Annotated in this window: 20 protein-coding genes; 16 read left to right on the forward strand and 4 right to left on the reverse strand. The window is 71.2% G+C overall.

The annotated features are described in order from the left end of the window. The first annotated feature begins 46 nt into the window (after positions 1 to 46). The 4 genes from B0I32_RS02660 to B0I32_RS02675 are packed head-to-tail and all read left to right on the forward strand — an operon-like array spanning position 47 to position 3,890. A complete protein-coding gene (locus B0I32_RS02660) occupies positions 47 to 1,228 on the forward strand; it encodes a histidine kinase (RefSeq protein WP_106234562.1) in 1,182 nt (393 codons plus the stop codon). 33 nt (positions 1,229 to 1,261) lie between these two features. After that, positions 1,262 to 2,011: a LytR/AlgR family response regulator transcription factor gene (locus B0I32_RS02665; protein WP_106234564.1), complete on the forward strand. Its 750-nt coding sequence runs from the start codon at positions 1,262 to 1,264 to the stop codon at positions 2,009 to 2,011. Further along, positions 2,008 to 2,406, forward strand: a complete 399-nt coding sequence (locus B0I32_RS02670; protein ID WP_106234565.1) for a hypothetical protein — start codon at positions 2,008 to 2,010, stop codon at positions 2,404 to 2,406. The genes B0I32_RS02665 and B0I32_RS02670 overlap by 4 nt, the downstream gene beginning before the upstream one ends. Beyond that, on the forward strand, positions 2,403 to 3,890 hold the full coding sequence (locus B0I32_RS02675; RefSeq protein ID WP_106234567.1) for a sodium/solute symporter: 1,488 nt from the start codon (positions 2,403 to 2,405) through the stop codon (positions 3,888 to 3,890). The genes B0I32_RS02670 and B0I32_RS02675 overlap by 4 nt, the downstream gene beginning before the upstream one ends. Positions 3,891 to 3,950: 60 nt before the next feature. On the opposite strand, the gene B0I32_RS02680 is transcribed toward B0I32_RS02675, so the two are convergent. Further along, a complete protein-coding gene (locus B0I32_RS02680) occupies positions 3,951 to 6,284 on the reverse strand; it encodes a helicase-associated domain-containing protein (protein ID WP_146178016.1) in 2,334 nt (777 codons plus the stop codon). 464 nt (positions 6,285 to 6,748) lie between these two features. On the opposite strand from B0I32_RS02680, the gene B0I32_RS02685 reads away from it, so the two are divergent. Continuing rightward, a complete protein-coding gene (locus tag B0I32_RS02685) occupies positions 6,749 to 7,585 on the forward strand; it encodes an inositol monophosphatase family protein (protein WP_219911609.1) in 837 nt (278 codons plus the stop codon). A gap of 386 nt (positions 7,586 to 7,971) precedes the next feature. On the opposite strand, the gene B0I32_RS02695 is transcribed toward B0I32_RS02685, so the two are convergent. Both B0I32_RS02695 and B0I32_RS02700 read right to left on the reverse strand, forming a co-directional pair. Further along, positions 7,972 to 9,021, reverse strand: coding sequence for a hypothetical protein (locus B0I32_RS02695; RefSeq protein WP_106234572.1), 1,050 nt, complete (start codon positions 9,019 to 9,021; stop codon positions 7,972 to 7,974). 103 nt (positions 9,022 to 9,124) lie between these two features. Next, positions 9,125 to 10,120 (reverse strand): LacI family DNA-binding transcriptional regulator, encoded by a 996-nt coding sequence (locus B0I32_RS02700; protein ID WP_106234574.1) that lies wholly within the window; start codon positions 10,118 to 10,120, stop codon positions 9,125 to 9,127. Between the two features lie 11 nt (positions 10,121 to 10,131). On the opposite strand from B0I32_RS02700, the gene B0I32_RS02705 reads away from it, so the two are divergent. The 11 genes from B0I32_RS02705 (at position 10,132) to B0I32_RS02755 (ending at position 23,276) form a co-directional block, all read left to right on the forward strand. Beyond that, entirely contained in the window at positions 10,132 to 11,289 is a 1,158-nt protein-coding gene (locus B0I32_RS02705; RefSeq protein WP_106234575.1) for a trans-sulfuration enzyme family protein, read from the forward strand. A gap of 56 nt (positions 11,290 to 11,345) precedes the next feature. Continuing rightward, positions 11,346 to 12,608 (forward strand): ABC transporter substrate-binding protein, encoded by a 1,263-nt coding sequence (locus tag B0I32_RS02710; protein WP_219911610.1) that lies wholly within the window; start codon positions 11,346 to 11,348, stop codon positions 12,606 to 12,608. Then, positions 12,605 to 13,492 (forward strand): carbohydrate ABC transporter permease, encoded by an 888-nt coding sequence (locus B0I32_RS02715; RefSeq protein WP_219911611.1) that lies wholly within the window; start codon positions 12,605 to 12,607, stop codon positions 13,490 to 13,492. Before B0I32_RS02710 ends, B0I32_RS02715 begins: the two co-directional genes overlap by 4 nt. Next, positions 13,489 to 14,313: a carbohydrate ABC transporter permease gene (locus tag B0I32_RS02720; RefSeq protein ID WP_106234576.1), complete on the forward strand. Its 825-nt coding sequence runs from the start codon at positions 13,489 to 13,491 to the stop codon at positions 14,311 to 14,313. Before B0I32_RS02715 ends, B0I32_RS02720 begins: the two co-directional genes overlap by 4 nt. 264 nt (positions 14,314 to 14,577) lie before the next feature. Next, entirely contained in the window at positions 14,578 to 14,808 is a 231-nt protein-coding gene (locus B0I32_RS02725; RefSeq protein ID WP_407674833.1) for a DUF485 domain-containing protein, read from the forward strand. Positions 14,809 to 14,825: 17 nt separating this feature from the next. Continuing rightward, a complete protein-coding gene (locus B0I32_RS02730; protein WP_106234876.1) occupies positions 14,826 to 16,424 on the forward strand; it encodes a solute symporter family protein in 1,599 nt (532 codons plus the stop codon). A 389-nt stretch (positions 16,425 to 16,813) separates the two neighbouring features. Beyond that, complete coding sequence (locus B0I32_RS02735) at positions 16,814 to 18,205, forward strand: ABC transporter substrate-binding protein (protein ID WP_106234578.1); 1,392 nt, start codon at positions 16,814 to 16,816, stop codon at positions 18,203 to 18,205. 1 nt (position 18,206) lies between these two features. Beyond that, on the forward strand, positions 18,207 to 19,139 hold the full coding sequence (locus tag B0I32_RS02740) for a carbohydrate ABC transporter permease (RefSeq protein ID WP_106234580.1): 933 nt from the start codon (positions 18,207 to 18,209) through the stop codon (positions 19,137 to 19,139). After that, entirely contained in the window at positions 19,136 to 19,963 is an 828-nt protein-coding gene (locus B0I32_RS02745; protein ID WP_106234581.1) for a carbohydrate ABC transporter permease, read from the forward strand. The genes B0I32_RS02740 and B0I32_RS02745 overlap by 4 nt, the downstream gene beginning before the upstream one ends. Before the next feature lie 92 nt (positions 19,964 to 20,055). Next, positions 20,056 to 21,765 carry an alpha-amylase family protein gene (locus B0I32_RS02750; RefSeq protein ID WP_106234583.1) on the forward strand — a complete coding sequence of 570 codons (1,710 nt, stop codon included), beginning with the start codon at positions 20,056 to 20,058 and terminating at the stop codon, positions 21,763 to 21,765. Next, complete coding sequence (locus B0I32_RS02755) at positions 21,762 to 23,276, forward strand: FAD-dependent oxidoreductase (RefSeq protein WP_106234878.1); 1,515 nt, start codon at positions 21,762 to 21,764, stop codon at positions 23,274 to 23,276. The genes B0I32_RS02750 and B0I32_RS02755 overlap by 4 nt, the downstream gene beginning before the upstream one ends. 61 nt (positions 23,277 to 23,337) lie before the next feature. On the opposite strand, the gene B0I32_RS02760 is transcribed toward B0I32_RS02755, so the two are convergent. Beyond that, positions 23,338 to 25,041, reverse strand: a complete 1,704-nt coding sequence (locus tag B0I32_RS02760; protein WP_106234584.1) for a glycoside hydrolase family 84 protein — start codon at positions 25,039 to 25,041, stop codon at positions 23,338 to 23,340. Positions 25,042 to 25,055 lie beyond the last annotated feature (14 nt).

A 25,055-nucleotide genomic window follows, 5' to 3' on the forward strand; every position in this document is an offset into this window, starting at 1 on the left:
GCCGGGCCCGCCACCCGCCCGCCGTCAGGCACTAGGCTCAGGCGGCGTGGAATACCTGGTCGACGTGGTCGTCGTGGCGGTGCTCGTCGGCGTGCCGTCGATCGTGCTGTGGCGGGTCATGCGCGGCCGCAGGGAGCTGGGCACCAGCCCGGCGGAGCGGGCCACGTTCGAGACCCTGCACACCGCCTCGATGGCCGGACCGCCGCTGCGGGCCGGCCTGACCGCCGATGGCGCCGAGCGCGCCTCGCGGCACCTGCGCGCCCTGCTCGGCTCGGCCGCCGTCGCCATCACCGACGGCGAACGCCTGCTCGTCTACGACGGCGCCGGCGACGACCACCACGCCGACCAGGCGTTCGAGCACGCGGCGGCGACGCTCAAGGACGGCCGCACCCAGGTCCTGACCATCGACTGCGACCTGCTCGAATGCCCCGTCAGGCACGCCGTGGTCGTGCCCCTGACCACCGACGACCGCGTGGTCGGCGCGCTGGCCGCCTACGGGCAGAACGCCTCGGCCGGTCTCGTCAGGGCCGCGCAGGAGGTCGCCGGATGGGTGGACTCGCAGCTGGAGCTGGCCGAGCTCGACCGCTCGCGCACTTTACTGATGGAGGCCGAGGTGCGGGCGCTGCGCGCGCAGATCTCCCCGCACTTCATCTACAACTCCCTCACCACGATCGCCTCCTTCGTCCGCACCGACCCCGAGCGGGCCAGGGAGCTGCTGCTGGAGTTCGCCGACTTCACCCGCTACTCCTTCCGCAGGCACGGCGAGTTCACCACCCTGGCCGAGGAGCTGCGCTCGATCGACCGCTACCTGATCCTGGAGCGGGCCAGGTTCGGCGACCAGCTTCAGGTGACGCTGCGCATCGCGCCGGAGGTGCTGCCGGTGGCGGTGCCGTTCCTGTGCCTGCAGCCGCTGGTCGAGAACGCCGTCCGGCACGGCCTGGAGAGCAAGAACGGTGTCGGCCGGATCACGATCATCGCCGAGGACGCGGGCGCGGAGTGCCGCATCAGCGTCGAGGACGACGGGCTCGGCATGGACCCCGAGCGGCTGCGCCGCATTCTCGCAGGTGACATCGCTCCGGCGGGCGGCGTCGGGCTGGCGAACGTGGACGAGCGGCTGCGTCAGGTGTACGGCGACGAGTACGGTCTGGTCGTCGAAACGGCCGGCGGCGCGGGCACCAAGGTCAACATCCGGTTGCCGAAATATCACCCAGGCGTCTCCGCCCGTTGACCTCGATCTTTGTTGTCGGTTTAGTCACTGTCTATGGCACAACTCCGGGTATTGGCGGTCGACGATGAATTGCCGGCCCTCGAAGACCTGTCGTACCTGCTGCGCGCCGATCCCCGCATCGGCGAGGTGGCCACGGCCAGGGACGGCGCGGCCGCGCTGCGGCTGCTGGACCGCGCCATCGCGGACGGGCGGCCGATCGACGCCGTGTTCCTCGACATCAGGATGCGCGGCCTGGACGGCGTGGTGCTCGGCCGGCTGCTGTCGCAGTTCGCCAACCCGCCCCGGGTGGTGTTCGTGACCGCGTACGAGGAGCACGCGGTGGACGCCTTCGAGATCAAGGCCGAGGACTACCTGCTCAAGCCGGTCCGGCCGGAGCGGCTGGCCGAGGCGATCAGGCGGGTGGCGGTCTCGGCCGACGTGCCCGTGGAGGGCGGCGAGAGCGACACGATCCCGGTCGAACTGGGCGGCGTGACCCGCTTCGTCTCCAGCGCCGACGTCATCTACGTGGAGGCCCACGGCGACTACGCGCGGCTGCACACCGCCGCCGGCAGCCACCTCGTCCGCATCCCGCTGGCCACCCTGGAGGAACGGTGGGCCTCCGCGGGCTTCATCCGCGTGCACCGCAGCCACCTGGTGGCCGTCAAACACATCGAGGAGCTGCACATCGACTCGGGCAGGTGCACCGTGCGCGTGGGCGAGACCGAGCTGCCGGTCAGCCGGCGGCACACCCGCGAGCTGCGCGACCTGCTGGTGCGGCGGGCCAGGAAGGGCAGGCAGGAATGAGCCAGGTACCGCGCCCCGGCCGGCGCTCCGACGTGCCCCGCCGCGTCACCGTCACCAGCCCCAGGACGGCCGCCGCCCGCCGGCCCCGCTACCCGGCCCTGCGCGAGATCGACGAGCAGACCAGGCTGGGCGAGGTCTACATGCACTCGCTGCTGCGCACCCAGTTCCGGCTGGCCCTGTTCGTCTGCACGGTGCTGGCCTGCGTGATCGGCGGCCTGCCGCTGCTGTTCCTGCTCCTGCCCGACCTGCGCGAGGTGCACGTGCTCGGCGTGCCGCTCCCGTGGGCGGTGCTGGGCGGGCTCATCTATCCCGCCTTCGTCATCGGCGCCTGGCTGTACGTCCGTCAGGCCGAGCGCAACGAGCGGCACTTCGCCGAGCTGGTCGAGCGCCGATGAGCCTGACGGCGGTGCTCGTGGTCATGCTGGCGGCCGTGCTCATCGGCGCGTTCGGCATCAGGTTCTCCCGCACCACGTCCGACTTCTATGTGGCCTCGCGCACGGTCAGCCCGCTCTGGAACGCCTCCGCCATCGGCGGCGAGTACCTGTCGGCGGCCTCCTTCCTGGGCATCGCCGGGCTCATCCTGTCCTTCGGCGTGGACATGCTGTGGCTGCCCGTCGGCTGGACCGGCGGTTACCTGGTGCTGCTGGTGCTGGTGTCGGCGCCGCTGCGGCGGTCGGGGGCGTACACGCTGCCCGACTTCGCCGAGGCCAGGCTGGAGTCGATGACCGTGCGCCGCACGGCGAGCGTGCTCGTCGTGCTCATCGGCGGGCTCTACCTGATGCCGCAGTTCCAGAGCGCCGGGCTCGTGCTGCGCACGATCACCGGCGCGCCCGTCTGGGTCGGCGGGCTGCTCGTCGCCGTCGTCGTGGCGGTGAACGTGCTGTCGGGCGGCATGCGTTCGATCACGTTCGTGCAGGCGTTCCAGTACTGGCTGAAACTGACCGCGCTGGCCGTGCCGCTGGTGTTCCTGCTGCTCGCCTGGCGGGCCGACGGCGCGCCCGCCGTGAGCGCCGCCGACGCGCTCACCTGGCAGACGCCGCTCGGCGGGGTCAGGGAGTACGGGCTCTACTCGACGTACTCGCTGATCCTGGCCACGTTCCTGGGCACCATGGGGCTGCCGCACGTGCTCGTCCGCTTCTACACCAACCCCGACGGGCGGGCCGCGCGCCGGACGACGCTGGTCGTGCTCTCGCTGCTCGGCGCGTTCTACCTGCTGCCCACCGTGTACGGCTGGCTGGGCCGCATGTACGCCCCCGACCTGGTCCGCACGGACACGGTCGTGCTCACCCTGCCCGCCCGCATGATCGGCGGCACCCTCGGCGACCTGCTCACCGCCCTGGTCACCGCGGGCGCGTTCGCCGCGTTCCTGTCCACGTCCTCGGGGCTCACCGTGTCCGTCGCGGGGGTGATCGCCCAGGACCTGCTCAAGGGCGGGGTGCGCTCGTTCAGGATCGCCACTCTGATGGCGGTGGCGGTGCCGCTGGCCCTGGCGCTGTGGGCGCGGGCGCTGCCGGTGGCGGACGTGGTGGGCCTGGCCTTCGCCGTGGCGGCCTCGTCGTTCTGCCCGCTGCTCGTCCTCGGCATCTGGTGGCGGCGGCTGTCCACGACGGGAGCCCTGGCCGGGCTGTTCGTCGGGGGCGGGCTGGCCTGCGCGGCGGTCCTGGTGACGATCGTCGGCGGCCCGGCGTCGGGCCTGGCGGGCGCCCTGCTCGCCCAGCCGGCCGCGTGGACGGTGCCGATCGCGTTCGCGGTGATGGTGGCCGTGTCGTTCCTGACGCCGCACCGGGTGCCGCCCGGCACGGCCAGGACCATGGTCAGGCTGCACACCCCGGAGAACCTCGACCTCGACCGCGGCGACTGGCGGCCCCGCTCGTCGTAGCGAGCCCGCTGGTCGTGGCGAGCCCTGGCGTCGCAGGAAGCTCCACCGTCGTAGGGAGTGCTACAGGGGATAGGCCTTCTTGATCTTGGCCCGCTCGATCCGGTGGATGTCGTCGCAGTCGTGGCAGTAGCCGATGACCGTGCCCGGCCCGAACTCCAGGCCGTCCATGTAGTGCTCGCCCCGCCGCCAGACGATCACGATCGGCTCGCCGGTCACGGCCGCGTCCTGGAGCGCCTGCTCGGCCGAACCGGGTGCGGGCCGGGCGGGACCCCCGAACATGACCCGGGCCGCGGCCTCCGCGTCGAAGCCCGCCTCGTCGGGGCTCGGCTCGGCCGGGAGACGCCGGCGCTGAGGACGTTCGGCCTGGATCGTCCCGTCGGCGGCCACGCCGACCGGGGTGTGCCCGGCCTGCCGCAGCAGCCGCAGCGTCTCGCCGGGAGACAGCGTGCCGAGCGCGACCGTCGGCGCGATCCGCCGCAGGCCCGCCTTGCGCAGCGCCTTCGCGGCGCACAACTCGGTGATGACGGCGGGGTCGTCGGCGATCACGACGGAAGGGGCCGCGGCGACCTTGACCGTGCCGTGCCTGCGGGCCGTGTCGGTGACCAGGTAACTCAGCGGCTGCGGGATCGCCTTGGCGGAGAAGCGGTCCAGCCCTGACAGCAGCGTCTCGGCGTCCGTGCCCTGGTCGAGCGCCCTGCGCACGCTCGCCTCCGAGAAGCGCCACACGCTCGCCCGGTCGCGCGATTCGAGGTCGGCGGCCAGGTCGAGGAAGGCGGCCAGCTCGGGGGAGGGGACGCCGGTGACGACGGCGGTCAGGTCGTTCTGCAGGGTCACGGTCGTGACCGGGGCGGGGAAGAGTGCGTCCACGTCGCCGGAGTCGAGCGGGGCCGGTCCGGGCGTCGTGAGTGCTCCGCCGGCGTCGAGCGGGGCCGGTCCGGGCGTCGTGAGTGCTCCGCCGGCGTCGAGCGAGGTCGGCCCGGGCGTCATGAGTGCCCCGCCGGAGCCGAGGAGGGCTCGCCCGAGCGTCGTCAGCGCCCCGCCGGCCACCACGCCGAGCCACTCGGCCTCGCGCAGGGCCGCCGCGACGAACTCGGCGGCCGCCTCCGGCGCCTCCGCCATCGCCCGCGTGCGCCAGGCCACCGCCTCGCCCATCTTGTCCGCTTCCGCGCCCATGCCAGGGGGCAGCGTACGCAACGTCTGGAGCACCGCGCGCCGGATCCGGCCCGCCTCGCACGCGAACTCGTACGGCGGCGGCAGCGGCGTCATGTGCTCCTCGCAGCACCCCATGACGCGGTACGTGGGCGCCTGCGGCAGCCCCAGCCAGCTCTCGGCCAGCGCCCGCCACCTCCGGCCCGCCGGACGCTCCAGCCAGTCGTCCAGGAGCGTGGTGGCGATCAGCCGCTCGCCCTGCTCGGAGCCGATCAGGTCGGCCGCGACGACGACGTCCAGCCAGAGCACGGCCTCCCGCTCCGGCAGGCCGAGCGCCTTGGCCACCCGCCTGACCTCACGCACGCCCACACCGCCGGACTTCAGCTCGGCCACGGACTCCGTCGCGGCCAGCTCCGCCAGCGCCCGCGCCCGCTCGATCGCGGCCAGCGCCACGTCCACGCCGTCGCTCTCGGGGACGGGGCCCGCCGGCACCTCGGGCTGCCCGGTCAGCGCCGGCTTCCAGCCGTCGCCGCGCAGGGCCAGCGCGATCTCCCTGGGCAGCTCGTACTCCCAGCCGTCGCGGATCACGAACCCGGCGTCCGCCAGGCGCTGGACGGGTTGCGTACGGGGGACGGGACCGTAGCCGAACTGCGTGCCGGCCAGCACGGGAGACCCGGCGGCCATCGACTCCAGCAGGGCCCGCGCCTGCGCCGGCAGCCCGGCCGCGCGAGCCCGCACCGCCGCGCCGTCGGCCAGCAGGTCCTCGGCCTGCCGCACCAGGTCGGCCTTGCGCCCGGCCGGCTGCCCGCCGAACGTCCTGACGATCGTCTTCAGCGTCTCGGCCGTGACCGCCTTCCCGAACTCCCGCAGCGGCCTGCCCAGCCCGAACGGATGCTGCCAGAGCCCGGCGGGGTGCCGCGAACGCACGATGCCGCCGTCGGAGCCGCCGCTGTCGGGGCCGCTGTCGAGCGTGATCAGGCCGTGTCCGGCCATGGTGTCCAGCACCTCGCCGAGCCGGTCGAGCGGGTCGTGCAGCAGACCGGCCAGCGCCTCGCGGGTGGTGGCGCCGCCCGCCGCCTGGATGGCCTGGCTGACGACGTGGCAGTCGGCGTCGAGGTCGAGCAGAACGGGGATGGCCAGCTCGGGCCGGTCCAGCAGCCGTTCGAGCATGTCCACGGAGGGCGCCCCGGCGAGCTCGGGCCTGTTGCGGAGGATCTGGGTCAGCGCCGGGGGGAGAAGAGCCACGATCCGACTGTAGTGCGGCGGCTGACGCTCCGCCGCCCGGTTCATGTGCCCGGCCGTACGCACGACCGTCACGGTGAGTGAGGCTTCCCCGGCCGCAGGGGTATGACGAGGTCGGGGACGCGTCCGCCCGACGGGACTTCACCTGGCGGATCTCCGGGAGCGAGCTTCGGTAGCGAACTTCCCGGGACGCGGACTTCCGGAGAGGGAGGACGGCGATGCCGGCAACGGACGGGCCCGAACGACCCGACGATCCCAGCCCCGCCCCGGCGGCACGGGAACGCAATTCCTCCGCGCCGCGCGCAGGCGGTCCCTTTGTGCCTCATGTCGGCGATTCGCCCGCGCCGCACGTCAGCGGCTCGTCCGAGCTGGACGCTGGTGGCTCGTCTGTGCCGCGGGTTGGTGGTTCGTCCGTATCTCGGCGGGTCGGCTCCTCTGTGGCGCGAGGTCATGCGTGGGTGGTCGGGGTGCCTGGGGAGGCTCAGCCCGCGCTGGCGGCGGCCGCGTCCGCCGCGTTGGAGGCGTACAGCGTCGCCACCGCAGAGCATGACCGCGCCGCCCTGGCCGAGGTCGTGGGGGACGGTGCCGACGGCACTCCCACCATGCGGATCGACGTGCTGGTGGAGAACGCCATCCTGAACGCGCTGTCCCGCCACTCGGTCAACGTGCTGACCGAGGAGACCGGCTGGGTCGACAACGGCTCGGCGCTGACCCTGGTCATGGACCCCGTGGACGGGTCCGCCAACGCCGCCGCCGGCGTGCCCCTGTCCGCGTTCTCGGCCGCCGTGGCCGTGGACGGATCGTTCACCGAGGCGCTGACCGTCTGGCTGGAGACCGGGCGGAGCTGGTGGGCGAAGGCGGGCACGCCGTCCCCGCTGCGTACCACCGGCCGCACGTCCCTGCCCGGGGCGGCCGTCTCCCTGCTGCGCCCCCATCCCGCGAACCCGGGGGCGGCCTCGGCGTGGTGGGAGGTGGCGCGCCGGGCCGGCCGCGTGCGGATCCTGTCCACGAGCTGCCTGGAGGGCGCCCTGGTGGCCCAGGGGGCGACGGACGCCTTCGCCGACGCCGCCACCGACACGCACCGGCTGGTGGACCTCGCCGCCTCCGTGGTGCTGGCCGAGGCGGGCGGCGGGGCGGTCAGGGACGTGTTCGGCCGCCCGATCGGCCTGGACACCGACCTGACCAGGCGCTGGAGCGGCGTGGTCGCGGCCAGCCCGGAACTGGCCGACGAACTGGCCTCGGTCCTCCACGACGCCTACGAAACCGGCCGCACGACTCCCACCGGTCCAGGCACCCCGACCTAGAGCTCAGCCGGCGGCTGGTGGTCAGGTGCAGGTGCAGGTGCAGATACGGGTGCGGGCTGTGACGAGGATTCGGGTCGGGGGTCGGGCGTCGGTTGGGCTGGTGGCCGGGGTTCCAGTCCGAGCCGGGTCAGGGAATCGGGTGGTGGGGCGGTCAGGCGGGCGGCGAGGCGGAAGTCGAGTTGGATGTCGTGATAAGTCACGCCGGCCGTCACCTGGGCGGGCAGGTTCTTCCGGTCGCTGCCCGAGGCGTGCTCTCCGCCGGGCTCTGCCTCCGTGTGCGTGCTCACCTCGGGGCGTGCCTGGAAGCGGAGCTCGCGGGCCTTCACCGAGGCTCTGATCTCGACGTCCGGTACGTCCGGGCGCTCAGGCATGGGCATGACGGGTCCTCACTTACGCCGGGGATGGTGCTTGCTCGCGTGGCCCGCGCCGCCGGTGAGGTGGTCGAGCCAGTCGCGGCCGGCTCGGAAGGTCCTGCGGGCCAGGGCGGCGGCCAACTCGGGCGCGCTCATCGCCTCCACCCCGTGCGCCGCCGCCGTCCCCTCGTCGGGTCCCGCACGCCCGGGCTTCTCGACGACCCGCCCGGCCCCCGCCGCTCCATCCCGCACGACCTCTCCGGCTCCGGTACCGGTGTCCCGCGCGACCTTCCCGGCTCCAGGCCCGGCGTTCCGCACGGCGGCTCCAGCTTCGGGCGCGACGTCCCGAACGACCGCCCCGGGTCCGGCTTCGGCGTCTCGCACAACTTCTTCGGCTCCGGCTCTGGTGTCCCGCACAGCCTCCCCGGCCTCGGTCCCGAGGTCCCGTACGACGTCTCCGGCCCCAGCCCCGACGTCCCCGACCGCGCCACCGGCGACCGTGCCCACGTCACCTACGACCGTCCCGGGTCCGGTCCCGACGTCGCGGACCGCCTCGCCCGTGCCCGCCCCGACGTCGCGGACCGCGCCGCCGGTGCCGGCTCCGACGTCGCGGACGGCGTGGCCGGCTCCCGTGCCCACGTCACGTACGGCGTGCCCCGCGCCCGTGCCTACGTCCCGTACCGCGTGGCCGGCCCCCGTGCCCACGTCGCGTACCGCGTGGCCCGCGCCGGCGCCGAGGTCGTGGACGGCGGCCCCGAGTCCGCGTGTGACGTGCTCCAGAATCTGTGGGTTGTCGTCGATCGTGGTCAGCACCCGGTCGATGATGCGCGCGACGTTGTCCAGCCGCACCTGCAGCACCGCCTGTGCCTCCACGCCCTTGATCGTCAGGTTGACGCTCCCCAGCACCACGTCCGCGCCCACGCTCAGCCGGAGCAGGTCCAGCACCTCGGCCTGCAGCGACACCTTGGCCCGCAGGTCCTGCACGTCGAGGGTGATCTCCTCGACCTTGACCATGGGCACGTCCAGGTAGACGTCCGGATCGGCGACCTCCCAGGAGGCCTCGGCATCGTCGCTCTCGGACATCGCTCTTCTCCTTGAGCCGGCCCCGAAGTCGTACAGCCGGGTGATTACCCGCCCGAAGGCGGGCTCAGACGGGGGCATGCCGAGACCTGACCCGCTCTTGGAGTCAGGCCGGGATCTCTCCCGAGCCGCGCGTCACGAGCTCGACCGGCACCTTCACCCGCCGCGCCGTCCGCGAGGGGTTGAGCAGGAGGTCGACCGCGCTGCGGGCCAGGCGGGTGACGTCGTAGCGGACCACGGTGACGCCGGGGTTGAACACGTCGGCGAGGGCGAAGTCGTCGAACCCCACGTACGCCGGCCGCTCCGGCCGCTCCCGCAGCGCCTGCAGGATCCCGATCGCGGCCCGGTTGTTGGTGGCGAAGAACGCGGTCGGCGGGGCGGGCAGGCCGAGCAGCCGGCCGACCTCGCAGGCGACCCGGGCCGGCTCGAACACCCCGCGCACCACGAGTTCGTCGTCGGCCGGGACGCCGGCCGCGGCCAGCGCCGAACGGTAGCCGATGGCCCGGTCGTGCACCGAGCTCAGCCCGTCGTCGTCGGAGATCAGCGCGATGCGGCGGTGCCCGTGGGCCAGCAGGTGCTCGGTGGCGGCCCGGCCGCCCCACACGTCGTCGAGCAGGACGACGTCGGCCGCGCTCAGCCCGGACGGCACCCGGTCCACGAACACGGTGGTGAGACCGGCGTGCTCGGCCAGCCAGCTGTGGTCGGCCGCCGAGGGGACGATGATGAGGGAGTCGACGCCCCGCGCGTACATGGTCTCGATGAGCATGCGCTCCTTGGCGGCGCTCTCCTCGTACGAGCCGAACACGACGAGGGCCTCGTGCTCGGCGGAGGCGGCCTCGACGGCGGCGGCGAGGCGGGAGTAGAACTCGTTGGAGATGTTCTCCATGACCAGCCCCAGCGTCAGCATGGTCGCGCCCCTGGCCAGCCGGGCGGCGGCCTCGTTGCGGCGGTAGCCGAGCGCGCTGATCGCCGCCTGCACGCGCTGCTGCAGGGACGTCCGGACGTGCGGCTCCTGGTTGACCACCCGGGAGACGGTCTTGAGACTCACGCCCGCGTGCCTGGCCACGTCGGCCATCGTCGGCTTAGGCGTGCGAGCTGTCATAGTCTGCCCCCATGGATGACGATTGGATCTGTGGCCGGTTGGGCGAGGACGAGCCGTGGGTGCTGGGCGCGGTCAACCCGCCGGTGTACGAGAACTCGGTGTTCACGTTCGAGACCGCGGAGGAACTCGGCGAGGCGATCAAGAACGAGGACGAGCGCTACGTCTACTGGCGGGGGACCAACCCGACGGTCGACCTCGCCCAGCGTAAGCTCGCGGCGCTCGAGCGGGGAGAGCGGGCGAAGTGTTTCGGCTCGGGCATGGGCGCCATCTCGGCGACCATCTCCTCCCTCGTGTCGGCCGGGGACCACGTGCTGGTGCTGGGCGCCGTCTACGGACCCACCACCCAGTTCCTGCGCTATCTGGAGAAGTTCGGGGTCACGCACACACATGTCGAGGACCTCGCGCACTGTGACAGCGCAATCAGGGGGAGCACCCGCCTACTCTACTTCGAGTCCCCTTCGTACATGGCCTACCAGGTCGTGGACATCGCCGGGATCACCGCGTGGGCGCGGGGGCACGGGCTGGTGACGGTGATGGACAACACCTGGTCCACGCCGCTGTTCCAGAAGCCGCTGACGATGGGGGTGGACCTCGTCGTGCACTCGCTGTCGAAGTACATCGGCGGGCACAGCGACCTCGTGGGCGGCGTCGTGGTGGGCCCGGCCCGGCTGGTCAGGCCGCTGGCGCTGACCGAGTACCAGCTCTACGGCGCCGCGATGTCGCCGCACGACGCGGCCAAGGTGATCAAGGGCCTGCGCACGCTGCCGGTGCGGATGGCGGCGCACCAGGAGCGCGGCCTGGCGGTGGCGGCCTTCCTGAACGATCATCCGGGGGTGCGGGCGGTGAACCATCCGGGGCTGCCGTCGCATCCGGGGCACGCGGTCGCGCTGCGGCAGATGTCGGGGTTCTCCAGCCTGTTCAGCGTGGAGCTCGACACGGAGTCGCGGGAGAAGGTCGCAGCTTTTCTCGATAAATTGCGACATTTCAGGATCGGGGTGTCGTGGGGTGGCTTCGAGAGCCTGGTGAACGCACCCGCGCTGTCCACCGAGGAGAGCGTGCGGGCCACGATGGGCATCCCCGTCGGTCTGGTGCGGCTCTCGGTCGGCCTGGAGCCCGCGGACACTTTGATCAAGGATCTCGGTCTGGCGCTCGAGGGGCTGGTCGCCTAGGTTGGCTCACAGCGCGTGACTGACAGCGCTGTCTGAACCATCGCGGGAGGCTCGTCGTGAGAAACCCCCTCCTCCTGGCGGCCGTGGTCGCCGTGACGCTGGTGTCCGCCGCGTGCGGCGGCTCCGGCTCGTCGTCCTCGGGCGAGGTACGGCTGCGGATGATCGAGAGCCTGACCAGCCCGGAACGTACGAAGCTCATCAAGTCCCTGATCGCCGACTTCGAGAAGGCCAACCCCGGCGTCAGCGTCGAACTCGTCTCGCCGCCCCTCGACAGCGCCGACCAGAAGATCACCCAGATCCTGCAGACCAAGAAGGACCTGGACGTGCTGGAGGTGCGCGACCACACGGCCAAGTCCTTCTCCAACAACGGCTGGCTGGCCGAGCTGCCCACCACGGACTGGCCCGGCTGGTCGGACCTGACCGAGCTGGCCCAGACGAAGGCGGTCGAGGTCGGCGGGAAGCCCTACCTGATCCCGTACGGGTTCTACCAGCGGACCCTGTTCTACCGGACCGACTACGGCATGACCAAGCCCCCGGCCACCTGGCAGGAGCTGTACGAGGCGGGCAAGCGGATGACCTCGGCCGACCGCTTCGGCTACTCGTTCCGGGGCGGCAAGGGCGGGGCCGACTACGCGGTGATGATGATCAGCGCGTACAACGGTGAGGCCCTGGATCCTGAAAAATCCTTCTATCTGAAGGACAAGCGGACGATCTTCTCGACCCCGGAGGCCGCCCAGGCCCTCGACCTCTACGTGAAGATCTTCAAGGAGGCCTCACCGCCCGACTCCGTCTCCTGGGGCTACCCGGAGATGGTCCAGGGCTTCACCTCGGGCGTCACCGGCATGCTCATCCAGGACCCCGAAGTGATCAAGACGGTCGAGGAGAGCGGCGTCACGGCCTGGTCCACCGCCCCCATCCCCAAGGGCCCGAGCGGGTACGCCTTCCAGCCCGTCGGCTACGCCGGCTGGGGCGCGACCTCCTTCACCAAGCACCCGAAGGAGGCGGTCAAGCTGGTGCAGTTCCTGTCGGAGGCCAAGCAGAGCATCGCCTTCGCCAAGGGCAACTCGCTCATCCCGATCTCCAAGCAGGCGCAGAGCGACCCGCAGTTCTCGCAGGGCGCGTGGAAGGCGTACCTGGAGGCGCAGCAGGACCCCAAGCAGGTGATCACGATCAGGCCGGTCGACTACCCCGGCTGGAGCCAGTTCCTGGTGGACTCCGACCGTGACGTGCAGGCCCTGATCACCGGCAAGAAGAGCACCGCCGAGGTGCTGAAGGCGTGGGACGCCTTCTGGGCGGACCAGGCCAAGAAGGTGTCGTGAACCGCACCTTCACCGTCCGCAGGGCCCGGTTCATCGCGCTGTGCCTGCTGCCCGGCGTGGTGTTCGTGGTCCTGTTCACGTACTACCCGATGATCCGCGGCGCGGTGATCGCGTTCCAGCGCTACAACCTGTTCGACCTGACCTCGACGCCCTTCGTCGGCCTGGAGAACTTCCGGGTCGTCCTGGGGGAGGACCGGTTCTGGACGGCGCTGCGCAACACCGGCACGTGGGTCGCGGTGTCGCTGTTCTTCCAGTTCTTCCTCGGCTTCGGGCTGGCGCTGCTGCTGCGGCGCCACTTCCGGGGCCGGGGGCTGTACCAGGCGTGGGTCTTCTTCCCCTGGGCGATGTCGGGGTTCCTGATCGGGCTGCTGTGGCGGTGGATGTTCAACGGCCAGTTCGGCGTGATCAACGACCTGCTGCTCAAGGCGGGGATCATCGACGGGCGCATCGGCTTCCTGGCCACGCCGGGCTGGGCGATGACGTCCGTGATCGTGGCCAACATCTGGTACGGCGTCACGTTCTTCGCCATCATGATCATGGCCGCGCTGCAGTCGGTCCCCAAGGAGCTCTACGAGGCCGCGTCCGTCGACGGGGCCTCCCGGCTGCGCCAGTTCTGGCACGTCACGCTGCCGCACATCAGGCCCACCCTGGCGCTGATCGTGCTGCTGCGGATCATCTGGATCCTCAACTTCCCCGACCTGATCTACTCCATGACCGGCGGCGGCCCGGCCGGCAGTACCGACATCATCACCACGTTCCTCATCCAGCAGGTCATCGGCGGCGACTACGGCCGGGCGGGCGCGGTCGGCCTGCTCATCCTGGGCCTGCTGCTGGCCTTCAGCGTCTTCTACCTGAACGCCACGAGATTCGAGAAGGCCCGATGAGGCGGCTCGCGCTCGCGGCCAAGGTCGTCGTGCTCGGCGCCTGGCTGCTCATCACCCTGTTCCCGCTGTACTGGATCGTCGTCACCTCGCTGAAGCCCAAGCCGGAGATCTTCTCGGTGCCGCTGCGGTACTGGCCGGCGAACCCGACCTTCGAGCATTACGCAGAGCTGTTCTCGTTCGCCGACTTCGGCGCGTACCTGCTCAACTCCCTGCTCGTCTCGCTCGCCGCCGCCGCGGCGGTGACCGCGATCGGCGTGCTGGGCGGCTACACGCTGGCCCGCTTCGCCTTCCCCGGGCGCGGCATGCTGATGCTGGCGTTCCTGGTCACCCAGATGATCCCGCTGTTCATCGCGCTCGGGCCGCTCTACCTGCTGATGTCCGACCTCGACCTGCTCAACCGCCTGTCGGGGCTGATGCTGGTGTACGTGGCCATGCTGGTGCCGTTCGCCACGATCATCATGCGCGGCTTCTACGAGCGGGTGCCGGTGGCGCTGGAGGAGGCCGCCCAGGTGGACGGCGCCTCCCGGCTGGTGGCGATGGTGCGGGTGGTCATCCCGGTGATGCTGCCGGGGATCGCGGCCACGTTCATCTTCGCGTTCGTGCAGTGCTGGAACGAGCTGTTCCTGGCGATCACGTTCATCGACAGCGAGGACGCCAAGACGATCCCCGTGGCCATGAACTCCTTCATCACCCAGTACGACATCGACTGGGGCTCGATGGCCGCCGCCACGGTCGTGTCGGTGGTGCCCACGCTGGTGCTCTTCGCCGCGATCCGGCGCTACATCGTGGAAGGACTGACGGCGGGAGCCGTAAAGGGGTGAAAGGGATAGCCGACCGCTCATCGCGCCATACAGACCTTTCACCGCAGGCCATCCCCAACTAATCGCCCGCCCGCAGCGGCTCGGCGAACAACCCTCCTTCGGATCTCCACGACAGGTAGGTTGCGCTCTTACGTTGGGCGTGATCCGCATCACAGTGGAGGTCTCGTGACGACACAAGAACATGACGCATCGGTCTATGAGCAAATGCAGGAGAGCAGTGAGTTCCAGGAACTGAAACGGCGTTTCCGCCGCTGGACTTTTCCCATGACCGTGGCGTTCCTCGTGTGGTACCTGCTCTACGTGGTGCTGTCGGGCTGGGCGCGCGGGTTCATGGCCATCGAGCTGTTCGGTGAGATCAACGTCGGGCTCATCTTCGGGCTGCTGCAGTTCGTCTCGACGTTCCTCATCGCGTGGGCGTACGCCAGGCACGCGGAGAAGGTGCTCGACCCGATCGCCGACAAGCTGCGCCACGAGGTGGAGGAGAAGACCCAGTGACCTCGACGACCCTGGGGATGATCCTCTTCCTCACCTTCGTGGCCGCCACCCTGGCGATCACCTTCTGGGCGAGCCGTCAGACCAAGACGGCCGCCGACTACTACGCGGGCGGCCGGTCGTTCAGCGGCGTGCAGAACGGCCTGGCGATCGGCGGCGACTACATGTCGGCCGCGTCCTTCCTCGGCATCGCGGGCATCATCGCGCTGTCCGGCTACGACGGGTTCCTGTACTCCATCGGGTTCCTGGTCGCCTGGCTGGTGGCGCTGCTGCTGGTGGCCGAGCTGATGCGGAACTCCGGCAAGTTCACCATGGCCGACGTGCTGGCGTTCAGGATGAGCCCGCGCCCGGTCCGCACGGCGGCCGGCGTGTCCACGATCGTGGTCAGCATCTTCTACCTGCTGGCGCAGATGGTTGGCGCGGGCGCGCTGGTCGGCCTGCTGCTCGGCATCCACAGCCCGGCCGGTAAGGCCTGGACGATCGTCGGCGTCGGCGCCCTCATGATCGTGTACGTGGTCTTCGGCGGCATGAAGGGCACCACCTGGGTGCAGATCGTCAAGGCCGTGCTGCTCATGAGCGGCGCCGCCCTGGTGACGCTGCTGGTGCTGGGCAAGTTCGGCTTCAACCTGTCGGCCCTGCTCGGCCAGGCCGCCACGGTCAGCGGCCCCAAGGCCAACCCCGATGCCTTCCTCAGCCCGGGACTGAAGTACGGCACCGAGGCGCAGGGCCTGGCGGGCAAGATCGACCTGATCAGCCTGGGCCTGGCCCTGGTGCTGGGCACGGCGGGCCTGCCGCACATCCTCATCCGCTTCTACACCGTTCCCACCGCCAAGGACGCCCGCAAGTCGGTTCTGTGGGGCATCGGCATCATCGGCGTCTTCTACCTCCTGACCCTGGTCCTCGGCTTCGGCGCGGCGGCCCTGGTCGGCAAGACGGCGATCGCCGAGGGAGACGCGGCGGGCAACACCGCGGCGCCGATGCTGGCGCAACGGATCGGCGAGGAGATCTTTGGCTCGTTCGGCGGCACGATCCTGCTGGCGCTGATCGGAGCCGTGGCCTTCGCCACGATCCTGGCCGTGGTCGCCGGGCTCACGCTGGCCTCCTCCTCCAGCTTCTCGCACGACCTGTACGCGCACGTCTTCAAGCGCGGCCAGGCCACCGAGCGCCAGGAGGTCGTGGTGGCCCGCATCTCCGCCTTCGTCATCGGCGCCGCCGCGATCGGCCTGGGCATCCTCGCCCAGGGCCAGAACGTGGCGTTCCTGGTGGCGCTGGCGTTCGCGGTGGCGGCCTCGGGCAACCTGCCGGCGATCCTCTACAGCCTGTTCTGGAAGAGGTTCAACACGGTCGGCGCGGTCTCGGCCATCTACGGCGGCCTGGTCTCCGCCCTGCTGCTGGTGATCTTCTCGCCGGTGGTGTCGGGCGGGCCGACGGCGCTGTTCAAGACGGCCGACTTCGTCATCTTCCCGCTGAGCAACCCCGGCATCGTCTCCATCCCGCTGGGCTTCCTGTGCGGCTGGATCGGCACCGTGCTCAGCAAGGAGTACAACGCGGCCAAGTACGCCGAGATCGAGGTCCGCTCGCTCACCGGCGTCGGCGCGGAGAAGGCCACGAAGCACTGACCCCGCTCGATCAGCAGGGCTTGATCAACAGGGTTTGATCAACTGGGGCTGACCAACAGGGCGCCCGAACCCCTGCCCCTAGGGCGCCCGCCCGATGAGGGCCCGGCCGGAATCACCGGCCGGGCCCTCTCGCGTGTCCGGGCCCGCTCGCCCGGCTCGCGTGTACGGGATCGCCCGCAGGGCAGGAGATGCGCGCGATCCCGTGGCCGTCCCACACCGCCGCACCTCCTTAACGACACGGAAACGCAGTGAAAGGAGTGGTTGACGGGCTTTCAGCGGTATGGGTACGTTCTCAGATGTGTGAACGTTGCCACACTGGCTTTGGCGCCACGTGGCCGTCATCAGCATGCCTGATGCCCCGCTTGATCAGTGTGGAGGCGAAACCCCCAATGAGAACCCCGCTCGTCCGCTGGTCCGTGCTGTCGGTGTCGCTGGCGCTGGCGCTCACCTCCTGTGCCAAGGGCACCGGTGGAGCGTCGGCCCCGACCCCCACGGCCGGCCAGTTCAACCCCGGCGCGACCTACTCGGGCACCATCTCCGCGATGGGCTTCGGCGCGACCGACGAGATCGGGAGCACCCGCGTCGACCTGGCCAAGAAGTCGCTCGGCGGCGCGGACGTGAAGCTCGTCGAGGGCGACCTCGACATCCAGCAGTTCCTGTCGTCGGTGGCGGCCGGCGACCCGCCGGACCTCATCTACGCCAACCGCGACCAGATCGGCACCTTCGCCTCGCGCGGCGCGATCACCCCGCTGACCGCGTGCGTCCAGGGTGAGCAGATCGACACCTCGATGTACAACAAGGACGCGCTGAGCCAGGTGACGTTCGGGGGCGAGGTGTGGGCCATCCCCGAGTTCAACCAGGTCCAGATCACCATGGCCAACGCCGATCTGCTCAAGGACGCCGGCCTGAGCATCGAGGACGTCAACGGATCCAGCTGGGACAAGATCACCGCCGCGGCGAAGAAGATGCTCAAGGCGCCGGGCGGCAAGCTCCAGGTGATCGGCTACGACAGCAAGCTGCCGGAGTTCCTGCCGCTGTGGGCCAAGTCCCTCGGCGCCGACCTGCTCTCGGCCGACGGCAAGACCGCGCAGCTCAACTCCCCGCAGGTGGTCAAGGCGCTGGAGTTCGCCGTCTCCATCTACGACGCGCAGGGCGGCTTCGCCAAGGTCAAGGCCCTGCGCGACTCGGCCGACTTCTTCGGCAAGGGCAACCAGTACGCCAAGAACGCCCTCGGCGCGATGCCCATGGAGCAGTGGTACGTCAACGTGCTCAACGACGTCTCGCCCAAGGCGCCCCTGGCCTTCGACACCTTCCGCACGCCTGAGGGCAAGCCGCTGGCCTACTCCTCCGGCTCGTCCTGGGCCATCCCCAAGGGCGCGAAGAACCCCGGCGCCGCCTGCCGCTTCGCCAAGACCATGACCCTGGTCGACACGTGGAAGGCCGCCGCCCAGGCCCGGCTGGACAAGCGCAAGGCGGACGACAAGCCGTTCACCGGCATCCTCACCGGCAACGTCAAGGCCGACGCCGAGATCGAGCAGATGCTCACCTCCGGCGGCGAGCCCTGGGACTCCGGCGTCAAGGCGTTCTACGAGGCCAACAAGAACACCTTCAGCCTCCCCGCCAACCCGGCCGACAAGGAGTTCAAGGACGCCTGGCAGGGCGCGGTGAACCGGGTGCTCAACGGCCAGGACAAGCCGCAGGCCGCACTCGACAAGGCCCAGCAGGACGCCCAGAAGGCGCTGGACGAGGCATGGGCCGGCTGGACGAAGCGTACGAACTGAGATGTCCCCTTCCCGCACCCGAGCACCACGACGACGGACCACGCGGTTCATCGAGACCCGGGCCGCGCTGCTGTTCATCAGCCCCTGGATCATCGGTTTCCTCGTCTTCACCGCGTGGCCCGTCATCAACAGCGCCTACCTGTCGCTGACCGACTACGACGTCATCAACGACCCCTCGTACGTCGGCTTCGACAACTACGTGCAGCTCTTCGAGGACCCCAAGGTGGGCCTGGCGCTGTGGAACACCTTCGTGTTCGCCGTGCTGTCGGTGCCGGCCCACCTGGTGGTGGCGCTCGGGCTGGCGCTGCTGCTCAACGGCGCCAGCAAGGCCACCGGCTTCTTCCGCACCGCCTTCTTCCTGCCGAAGATGACGCCGCCGGTCGCGATCGGCATCCTCCTGCTGCTGCTGTTCAACGGCCAGGACGGCCTGATCAACGCCTTCCTCGGCGTCTTCGGCATCGACGGCCCGGCGTGGACCACCGACCCCAACTGGGTCAAGCCGGCCCTGGTGCTGATGAACCTGTGGACGGTCGGCTCCTCCGTGGTCATCATCCTGGCCGCCCTGCGCGGCGTCCCGCAGGAGCTGTACGACTCCGCCCTCGTGGACGGCGCAGGCTGGTGGAAGCGCACCCTGCGGATCACCGTGCCGATGATCAGCCCCACGCTGTTCTTCCTGTTCATCGTGGACAGCATCAACGCCCTGCAGTCGTTCACCGAGGCGTACACCGCCTTCTTCGGCGCGGGCAACACCACCTACAGCAACGACGCCGCGCTGTTCTACGCGATCTACCTGTTCCAGCAGGCCTTCGAGTTCCTGCACATGGGGTACGCCTCCGCGCTCGCCTGGCTGCTGTTCATCGTGATCATGGCGATCACCGGCGTGCAGTTCGTGGTGACCAGGCGCTTCGTCCACTACGAGGGGGGTAACCCATGAGGCGCGCCGCGAAGATCCTGACCTGGGTCGCGCTGAGCGCGTTCACCGTCGCGTTCGTCTACCCGTTCATCTGGCTGCTCAGCGCCTCCTTCAAGCCGCGCGGCGAGGTCTTCGACAACCGGATCATCCCCGAGACCTTCACGCTGGAGAACTACATCCGGGTGTGGCACGAGGCCCCGCTCGGCCTGTGGATGGCCAACACGCTGCTGGTGACGGTGCTGGCGGCGGTGGCCGTGACGATCACCAGCGCGATGGTCGCCTGGGGGTTCGCCTACTTCCGCTTCCCCGGCAGGAACGCGCTGTTCGGCGTGGTCCTGGCGACGATGATGCTGCCGGGCGCGGTCACGATGATCCCCGTGTTCCTCATCTGGAACTCGCTCGGCATGGTCGGCACGCTGACCCCGCTGTGGGCCCAGAACCTGTTCGGCAGCGCCTTCTACATCTTCCTGCTGCGGCAGTTCTTCATGGGCCTGCCGCGCGAGCCGTTCGAGGCGGCCAAGATCGACGGGGCGAACAACTGGAAGATCTTCCTCCGCATCGCCCTGCCCCTGTGCAAGCCGGCGGTCGTCGTGACGCTGCTGTTCGAGTTCCAGGCCGCCTGGACCGACCTCATGCGCCCGCTCATCTACCTGCGCGACTCCAGCACGTTCACCGTCCCGCGCGGGCTTAAGGCGCTGCTCGACCAGTTCGGGTTCGGCGGCGAGTGGCACTGGGAGATCGTCATGACGGCCAGCGTGATCACCACCATCCCCATGATCATCCTGTTCTTCCTGGGCCAGAAGCACTTCGTCCGCGGCATCGCCACCACCGGCAGCAAGGGATGAGCGGCCGCGACCACTCCGGGCGCCACCGCGGCCGGCTCACCATCGGGGGCACGGCCCCCTCCCCGCCGAGGATCGAGGCATCCCGCTAACTCATGCGCATCACGACCACTGACACGGCCCACTACCTGGAGACCGGCCACTACCGGCTGACCGTCTCCCGCACCGACCCCAGCGTCGAGCTCGAAGGCTGGATGACGCTCAACCTGCTCGCCTCGGTCAACACCGCGGCTGGGCGCGACGAGACGTACGAGACGCTGCCGCCCGTGCTCGACCGGCGCGACGGCACGGTCGTCTTCGACTTCCCGCAGCGCACGACCGGGTGGGAGGCCAAGACGGTCCGGCTGACCTGCACCCCCGAGACCATCGCGCTGCAGGTGCGGGTCGAGGGGAACGGCGTGCTCAGCGACGTGACCCTGATGGGCGGCCGGGCCGTGCTCAACACCCGGGCGTCGGGCACGTTCAGAACGGGCCTGCACGCGCGCGGCGTCTTCAGCCCCACGCCCGCGCATCCGATCCAGGTGGTGCGGCCGGTCTCCGTCCCGGTCGCGCTCACCGTCGTCGGCGACGCCTCGCCGGGCCGGCTGCACGCCGTCTTCTCCCCGCCGCCGTTGGTGCTGGCCTTCGGTAAAGAGGCCCCGGCCGGCGCCACCGAGGTGCCGGACGGCGACTGGCTGGGCGCCTCCGTACGTGCCGGGATCGCCGACCTGACCTTCACCGAGCTCGCGTACGAGCCGCTGGACGGCGGCGCGCTGCTGCGTTTCGACTACGAGGGCCACACCGAGGTGCGCGGGGCGTGGACCTCGCCGGCCGTCGTGTTCCGCGCCGCCTCCTCGCCCTGGGAGGCGATCTCCCACCACCGCGACGACCTCGTCACCCACGGCCTGGCCCCGGAAGGGCCCGTGCGGGAGCGGCACGCGTGGTGGAGCGAGCCCCTCTTCTGCGGCTGGGGCGCCCAGTGCGCCAGGGCCGACGGCCGCTCGCCGGTCGAGCTGTCCCGGCAGGACCTGTACGACGAGTGGCTGGCCAGGATCGAGGAGCACGGCATCGTGCCCGGCACGATCGTCATCGACGACCGCTGGCAGCTCACCTACGGCGACCCCGAGCCGGACGAGGCCAAGTGGCCCGCGCTGCGCGAGTGGATCGCCGCCAGGCACGCGCGCGGCCAGCGGGTGCTGCTGTGGTGGCGGGCCTGGTCGCCCGAGGGGCTGCCGGCGCAGGAGTGCGTGACCGACGCCGGCGGGCGCGCCGTGGCCGCCGACCCGTCGAACCCGGCCTACCGGCAGCGGATCAGGGCCGTCATGGAACGTCTCCTGGGCGACCTCGGCGCCGACGGCTTCAAGGTCGACTTCACGCAGTGGTCGCCCAGCGGCTCGCACCTGAAGGCGTACGGCACCGCCTGGGGCCCGGCACTCCTGCACGAACTGCTCGCCACCCTGTACGACGCCGCCAAGGCCGTCAAACCAGACGCCCTCATGATCACGCACACCCCGCACCCGGCCTTCGCCGACGTCAGCGACATGATCAGGCTCAACGACGTGCTGGAGTACGACGCCGCCGGCGACCTCGTCCCCGCCGTCGACCAGCTCCGCTACCGCCACGCCGTGGCCACGCGCGCCATGCCGGGCCACCTCGTCGACACCGACCAGTGGCCCATGCCGAGCCGCGCCGACTGGCTCGCGTACGCCGAGGCCCAGCCCGAGCTGGGCGTTCCCGCCCTCTACTACGTGGAGTCCATCGACAACACCCGCGAGCCGATCACCGGCGCCGACCTGCGTCAGATCGCGGAGTGGTGGCGGCGATGAGGCGGGCCGAGGTCGTCGTCTACGGCGCCACGTCGGCCGGCGTGTGCGCCGCCGTCGCCGCCGCCCGGCGCGGCCTGGACACGGTGCTGCTCGAACCCGGCCGGCACGTCGGCGGCATGACCTCGGGCGGGCTCGGCTACACCGACCTCGGCGACAGGCGCGTGCTGGGCGGGATGGCCGCCGAGTTCCGCCGCGCCGTGGCCGCCGCCTACGGGGTCGCGCCCGGCCACTACGCCGGGCCCGAGCCGCGCGTGGCCGAGCAGATCTTCCTGTCCTGGCTGGAGGCGGCCGGGGTCGAGGTCGTCTTCGGGGCCGGGCTGCGCACGGTGATCACCTCGGGCGACCGGATCTTCTCCGTCGCCACGCACGCGGGCGACTACGCGGCCGGCGCCTTCGTGGACGCCGGCTACGAGGGCGACCTGCTGGCCGCCGCCGGGGTGGGCTACCGCGTCGGCAGGGAGGACCGCTCCCTGCACGGCGAGCGCTTCGCCGGGCGGCGCGAGGTGGTGCCCGGCCTGCACAACTTCCCGCCGTGGATCTCGCCGTTCCGCGCCGACGGCACACTGCTGCCGCAGGTCGCCGACGGGCCCATGGCCGAGGTGGGCGCGGGGGACGGCGGCGTCATGTCGTACGGCTACCGCGTCTGCATGACCACCGCGCCCGACCGCGTCCCGTTCGAACGGCGGCCCGGCTACGACGAGGAGCACTGGGAGCTGGGCCGGCGGCTGTTCCGCCACTGGCGCGACCAGGGGATCGAACCCCGGGCCGGCAAGCTCGTCGGGCTTGAGCCGAACCTGCCCCACGGCAAGTGCGACGGCAACTCGCTCGGGCCGTTCTCGCTGAGCGTGCTCGACCGCTCGGCCTGGGCCTATCCCGACGCCGACCCCTCCGAACGCGAACGCATCCGCCTGCACCACCTGCATCACGCCCAGGACCTGCTGTACTTCCTCTCCCACGACCCCGAGGTGCCCGCGAGCGTGCGGGCCGAGCTGGGGCGGTGGGGGCTGCCGGCCGACGAGTTCACCGACACCGGCCACCTGCCGCACCAGCTGTACGTGCGCGAGGCGCGGCGGATGCTGGGGGAGAAACACCTCACCGAGCACGACCTGGTCCAGGGCCGGCGGCACGAGGACGTGGTCGCGATGGGCTCCTATCACCTGGACGTCCGGGAGGTGCAGCGGACCTGGCGGCACGTCCACGAGCATCCCGATCCGGTGCCGATGGTGGTGACCGAGGGGTACCTGTCGGTGGGGGTGGCGCCGTACCAGATCCCGTACGGGGCGCTCGTGCCCAGGCGGGAGGAGTGCGCGAACCTGGTCGTGCCGGTGTGCGTGTCGGCCTCCCACGTGGCCTTCTCCTCCATCCGGATGGAGGTCCAGTACCAGATGCTCGGCCACGCCGCCGGCCTCGCCGCGGCGCTGTCCGCGGCGAGCGGGAAGGTGGTGCAGGACGTGGACGTGCGGGCGCTGCAGGAGGAACTGGCGGCGGCCGGCCAGGTGCTGTCCCTCTGACACCGGCCGACCCCCGGGCGAGCCGCGCTCGCACGGCCGGCCCTCGCTGGCGTGCGCGCGATCAGGTGGCCGCGCGGTCGAGGACCTGGCGCACGAACGGCGGGATCACCCGGCGCAGGACGTTCGCCTGGTGCTCCTCGGCCCTGGCCAGCGCCTTCTCCACCGCGGCCGGGCTCGGCGGGGCATCGGGGGTTTCGGGTGCGGTCGCCAGCAGGTCGAGTGCCGCCAGACCGGCCGCGCCCATGTCTCTGGCGGCGGCCACCCAGCGGGCCAGCTCCGTGGCGAGCCTGCCCGGCACGTCCGCCGGCAGCTCGGCCAGCCGCGTCAGCTCGGACCGCAGCTCGGCGCGCGCCTCCGCCTGGGATCCCGGCTGGGAGCCGTCGTCGAGGGCGGCGGTGCACAGGGCGGTGAGGGCGGGGCTCTGGTCGGCGCCGGGAGGCCAGGCCGAGCACGCCTGCACCAGCGGCAGCAGTTCGGTCGCGCCCGGCACCAGGCGCACGGCCCTGGCGTGCGAGCGGACCGGGTCGTAGGCGGCCAGGTTCCAGGCGTAGTCGGCCACCGTCGTCAAGGCGATCCGCGACGCCGCCGCCTGCACCATCGGGTTGGCCGTGATCCCCTCCAGCACCGCGCCCTCCGGGAGCGGGCCGTTCGGGGCGGTGGTGCGTCCGGTCAGCGGGCCGAGGAAGACACGGTCGAAGTCGAAGTCGTTGACCGGGAAGTTGTCCCACAACGCCAGCCGGTGCCCGTAGGAGCCGGCCGCGGCCGTCACGTCCTCAGACGTGATCTCGCCCACGACCACGTCGGACCCGGTCCACCAGACCAGCACGTCCGCCGGCAGCTCGGCCGCCAGCCGGTCCCGGTACGTCGTGCGCCCGGTCCCCGCGTAGTCCGTCGGCACCATGGTCAGCGGCCGCGACGCGCCCCGGGGAAGCAGGAACTCCTCGGCGAAGTCGCGGCAGACCGCCGCGTGCGCGCTCGCGCTCGCCCCGTCCGCCGTGCCGAACGTCTCCCGGTCGCGGGCGTGGCTCAGCTCGGGCGGGATGTCGTCGAAGAGCAGCGCGTACTCCCTGACGCCCGCGTCCCACACCTGTCCCGCCTTGGCCCGCAGCGCCGCCCGTTCGGCCGGGTCGGCGTACACCATCGACAGGCCGGGGCTGAGCGCGAACACGAACCTGACGTGCTGTCTCTCCGCCTCCGCGACCAGCTCGCCGAGCCGGGCCAGCTCCTCCTCCGGGTACGGCTCCCGCCACCGCTCCCGGTGGAACGGGTCGTCCTTGGGCGCGTACACGTAGGCGTTGAGCTTGTGCCGGGCGGAGAAACGCAGGTGGTCCATGCGGTCGGCGTGGGTCCACGGCGGGCCGTAGAAGCCCTCGATGGTGCCCCGCAGCGGCAGGTCGGGCCAGTCGCTCACCTCGGACTCGGGCACGCAGGCGGAGTGCTCGGAGCAGGGCGCCCCGGCCAGGGCGAGCAGGGTCTGCGCGCCGTAGAAGGCCCCGGCCGCGTCGGCCCCGATGATCAGCACGCCGGTGGGGCCCGCGCTCAGCGTGTAGCCCTCGGCCGGCAGCCCGGCGCCGGCGTCCACCCGGATCCGTACCTCGGCAACAGCGGCGGAGGTGGCGTCCTGAGGGCCGAAACGGTCGCGCAGGGCGGCGACCGCACGATGAGCCGTGGCGTCGCCCTGGACGGCGCAGGCGCTGAGATCGACATGCGACGCACTCGAAGAGGCCTTTTTCGGACAGGGGACAATCCACTCCCAGGCATCCATTGTGGGAACGATAC

The organism is Nonomuraea fuscirosea, from assembly GCF_003001935.1.
Taxonomy (GTDB): domain Bacteria; phylum Actinomycetota; class Actinomycetes; order Streptosporangiales; family Streptosporangiaceae; genus Nonomuraea; species Nonomuraea fuscirosea.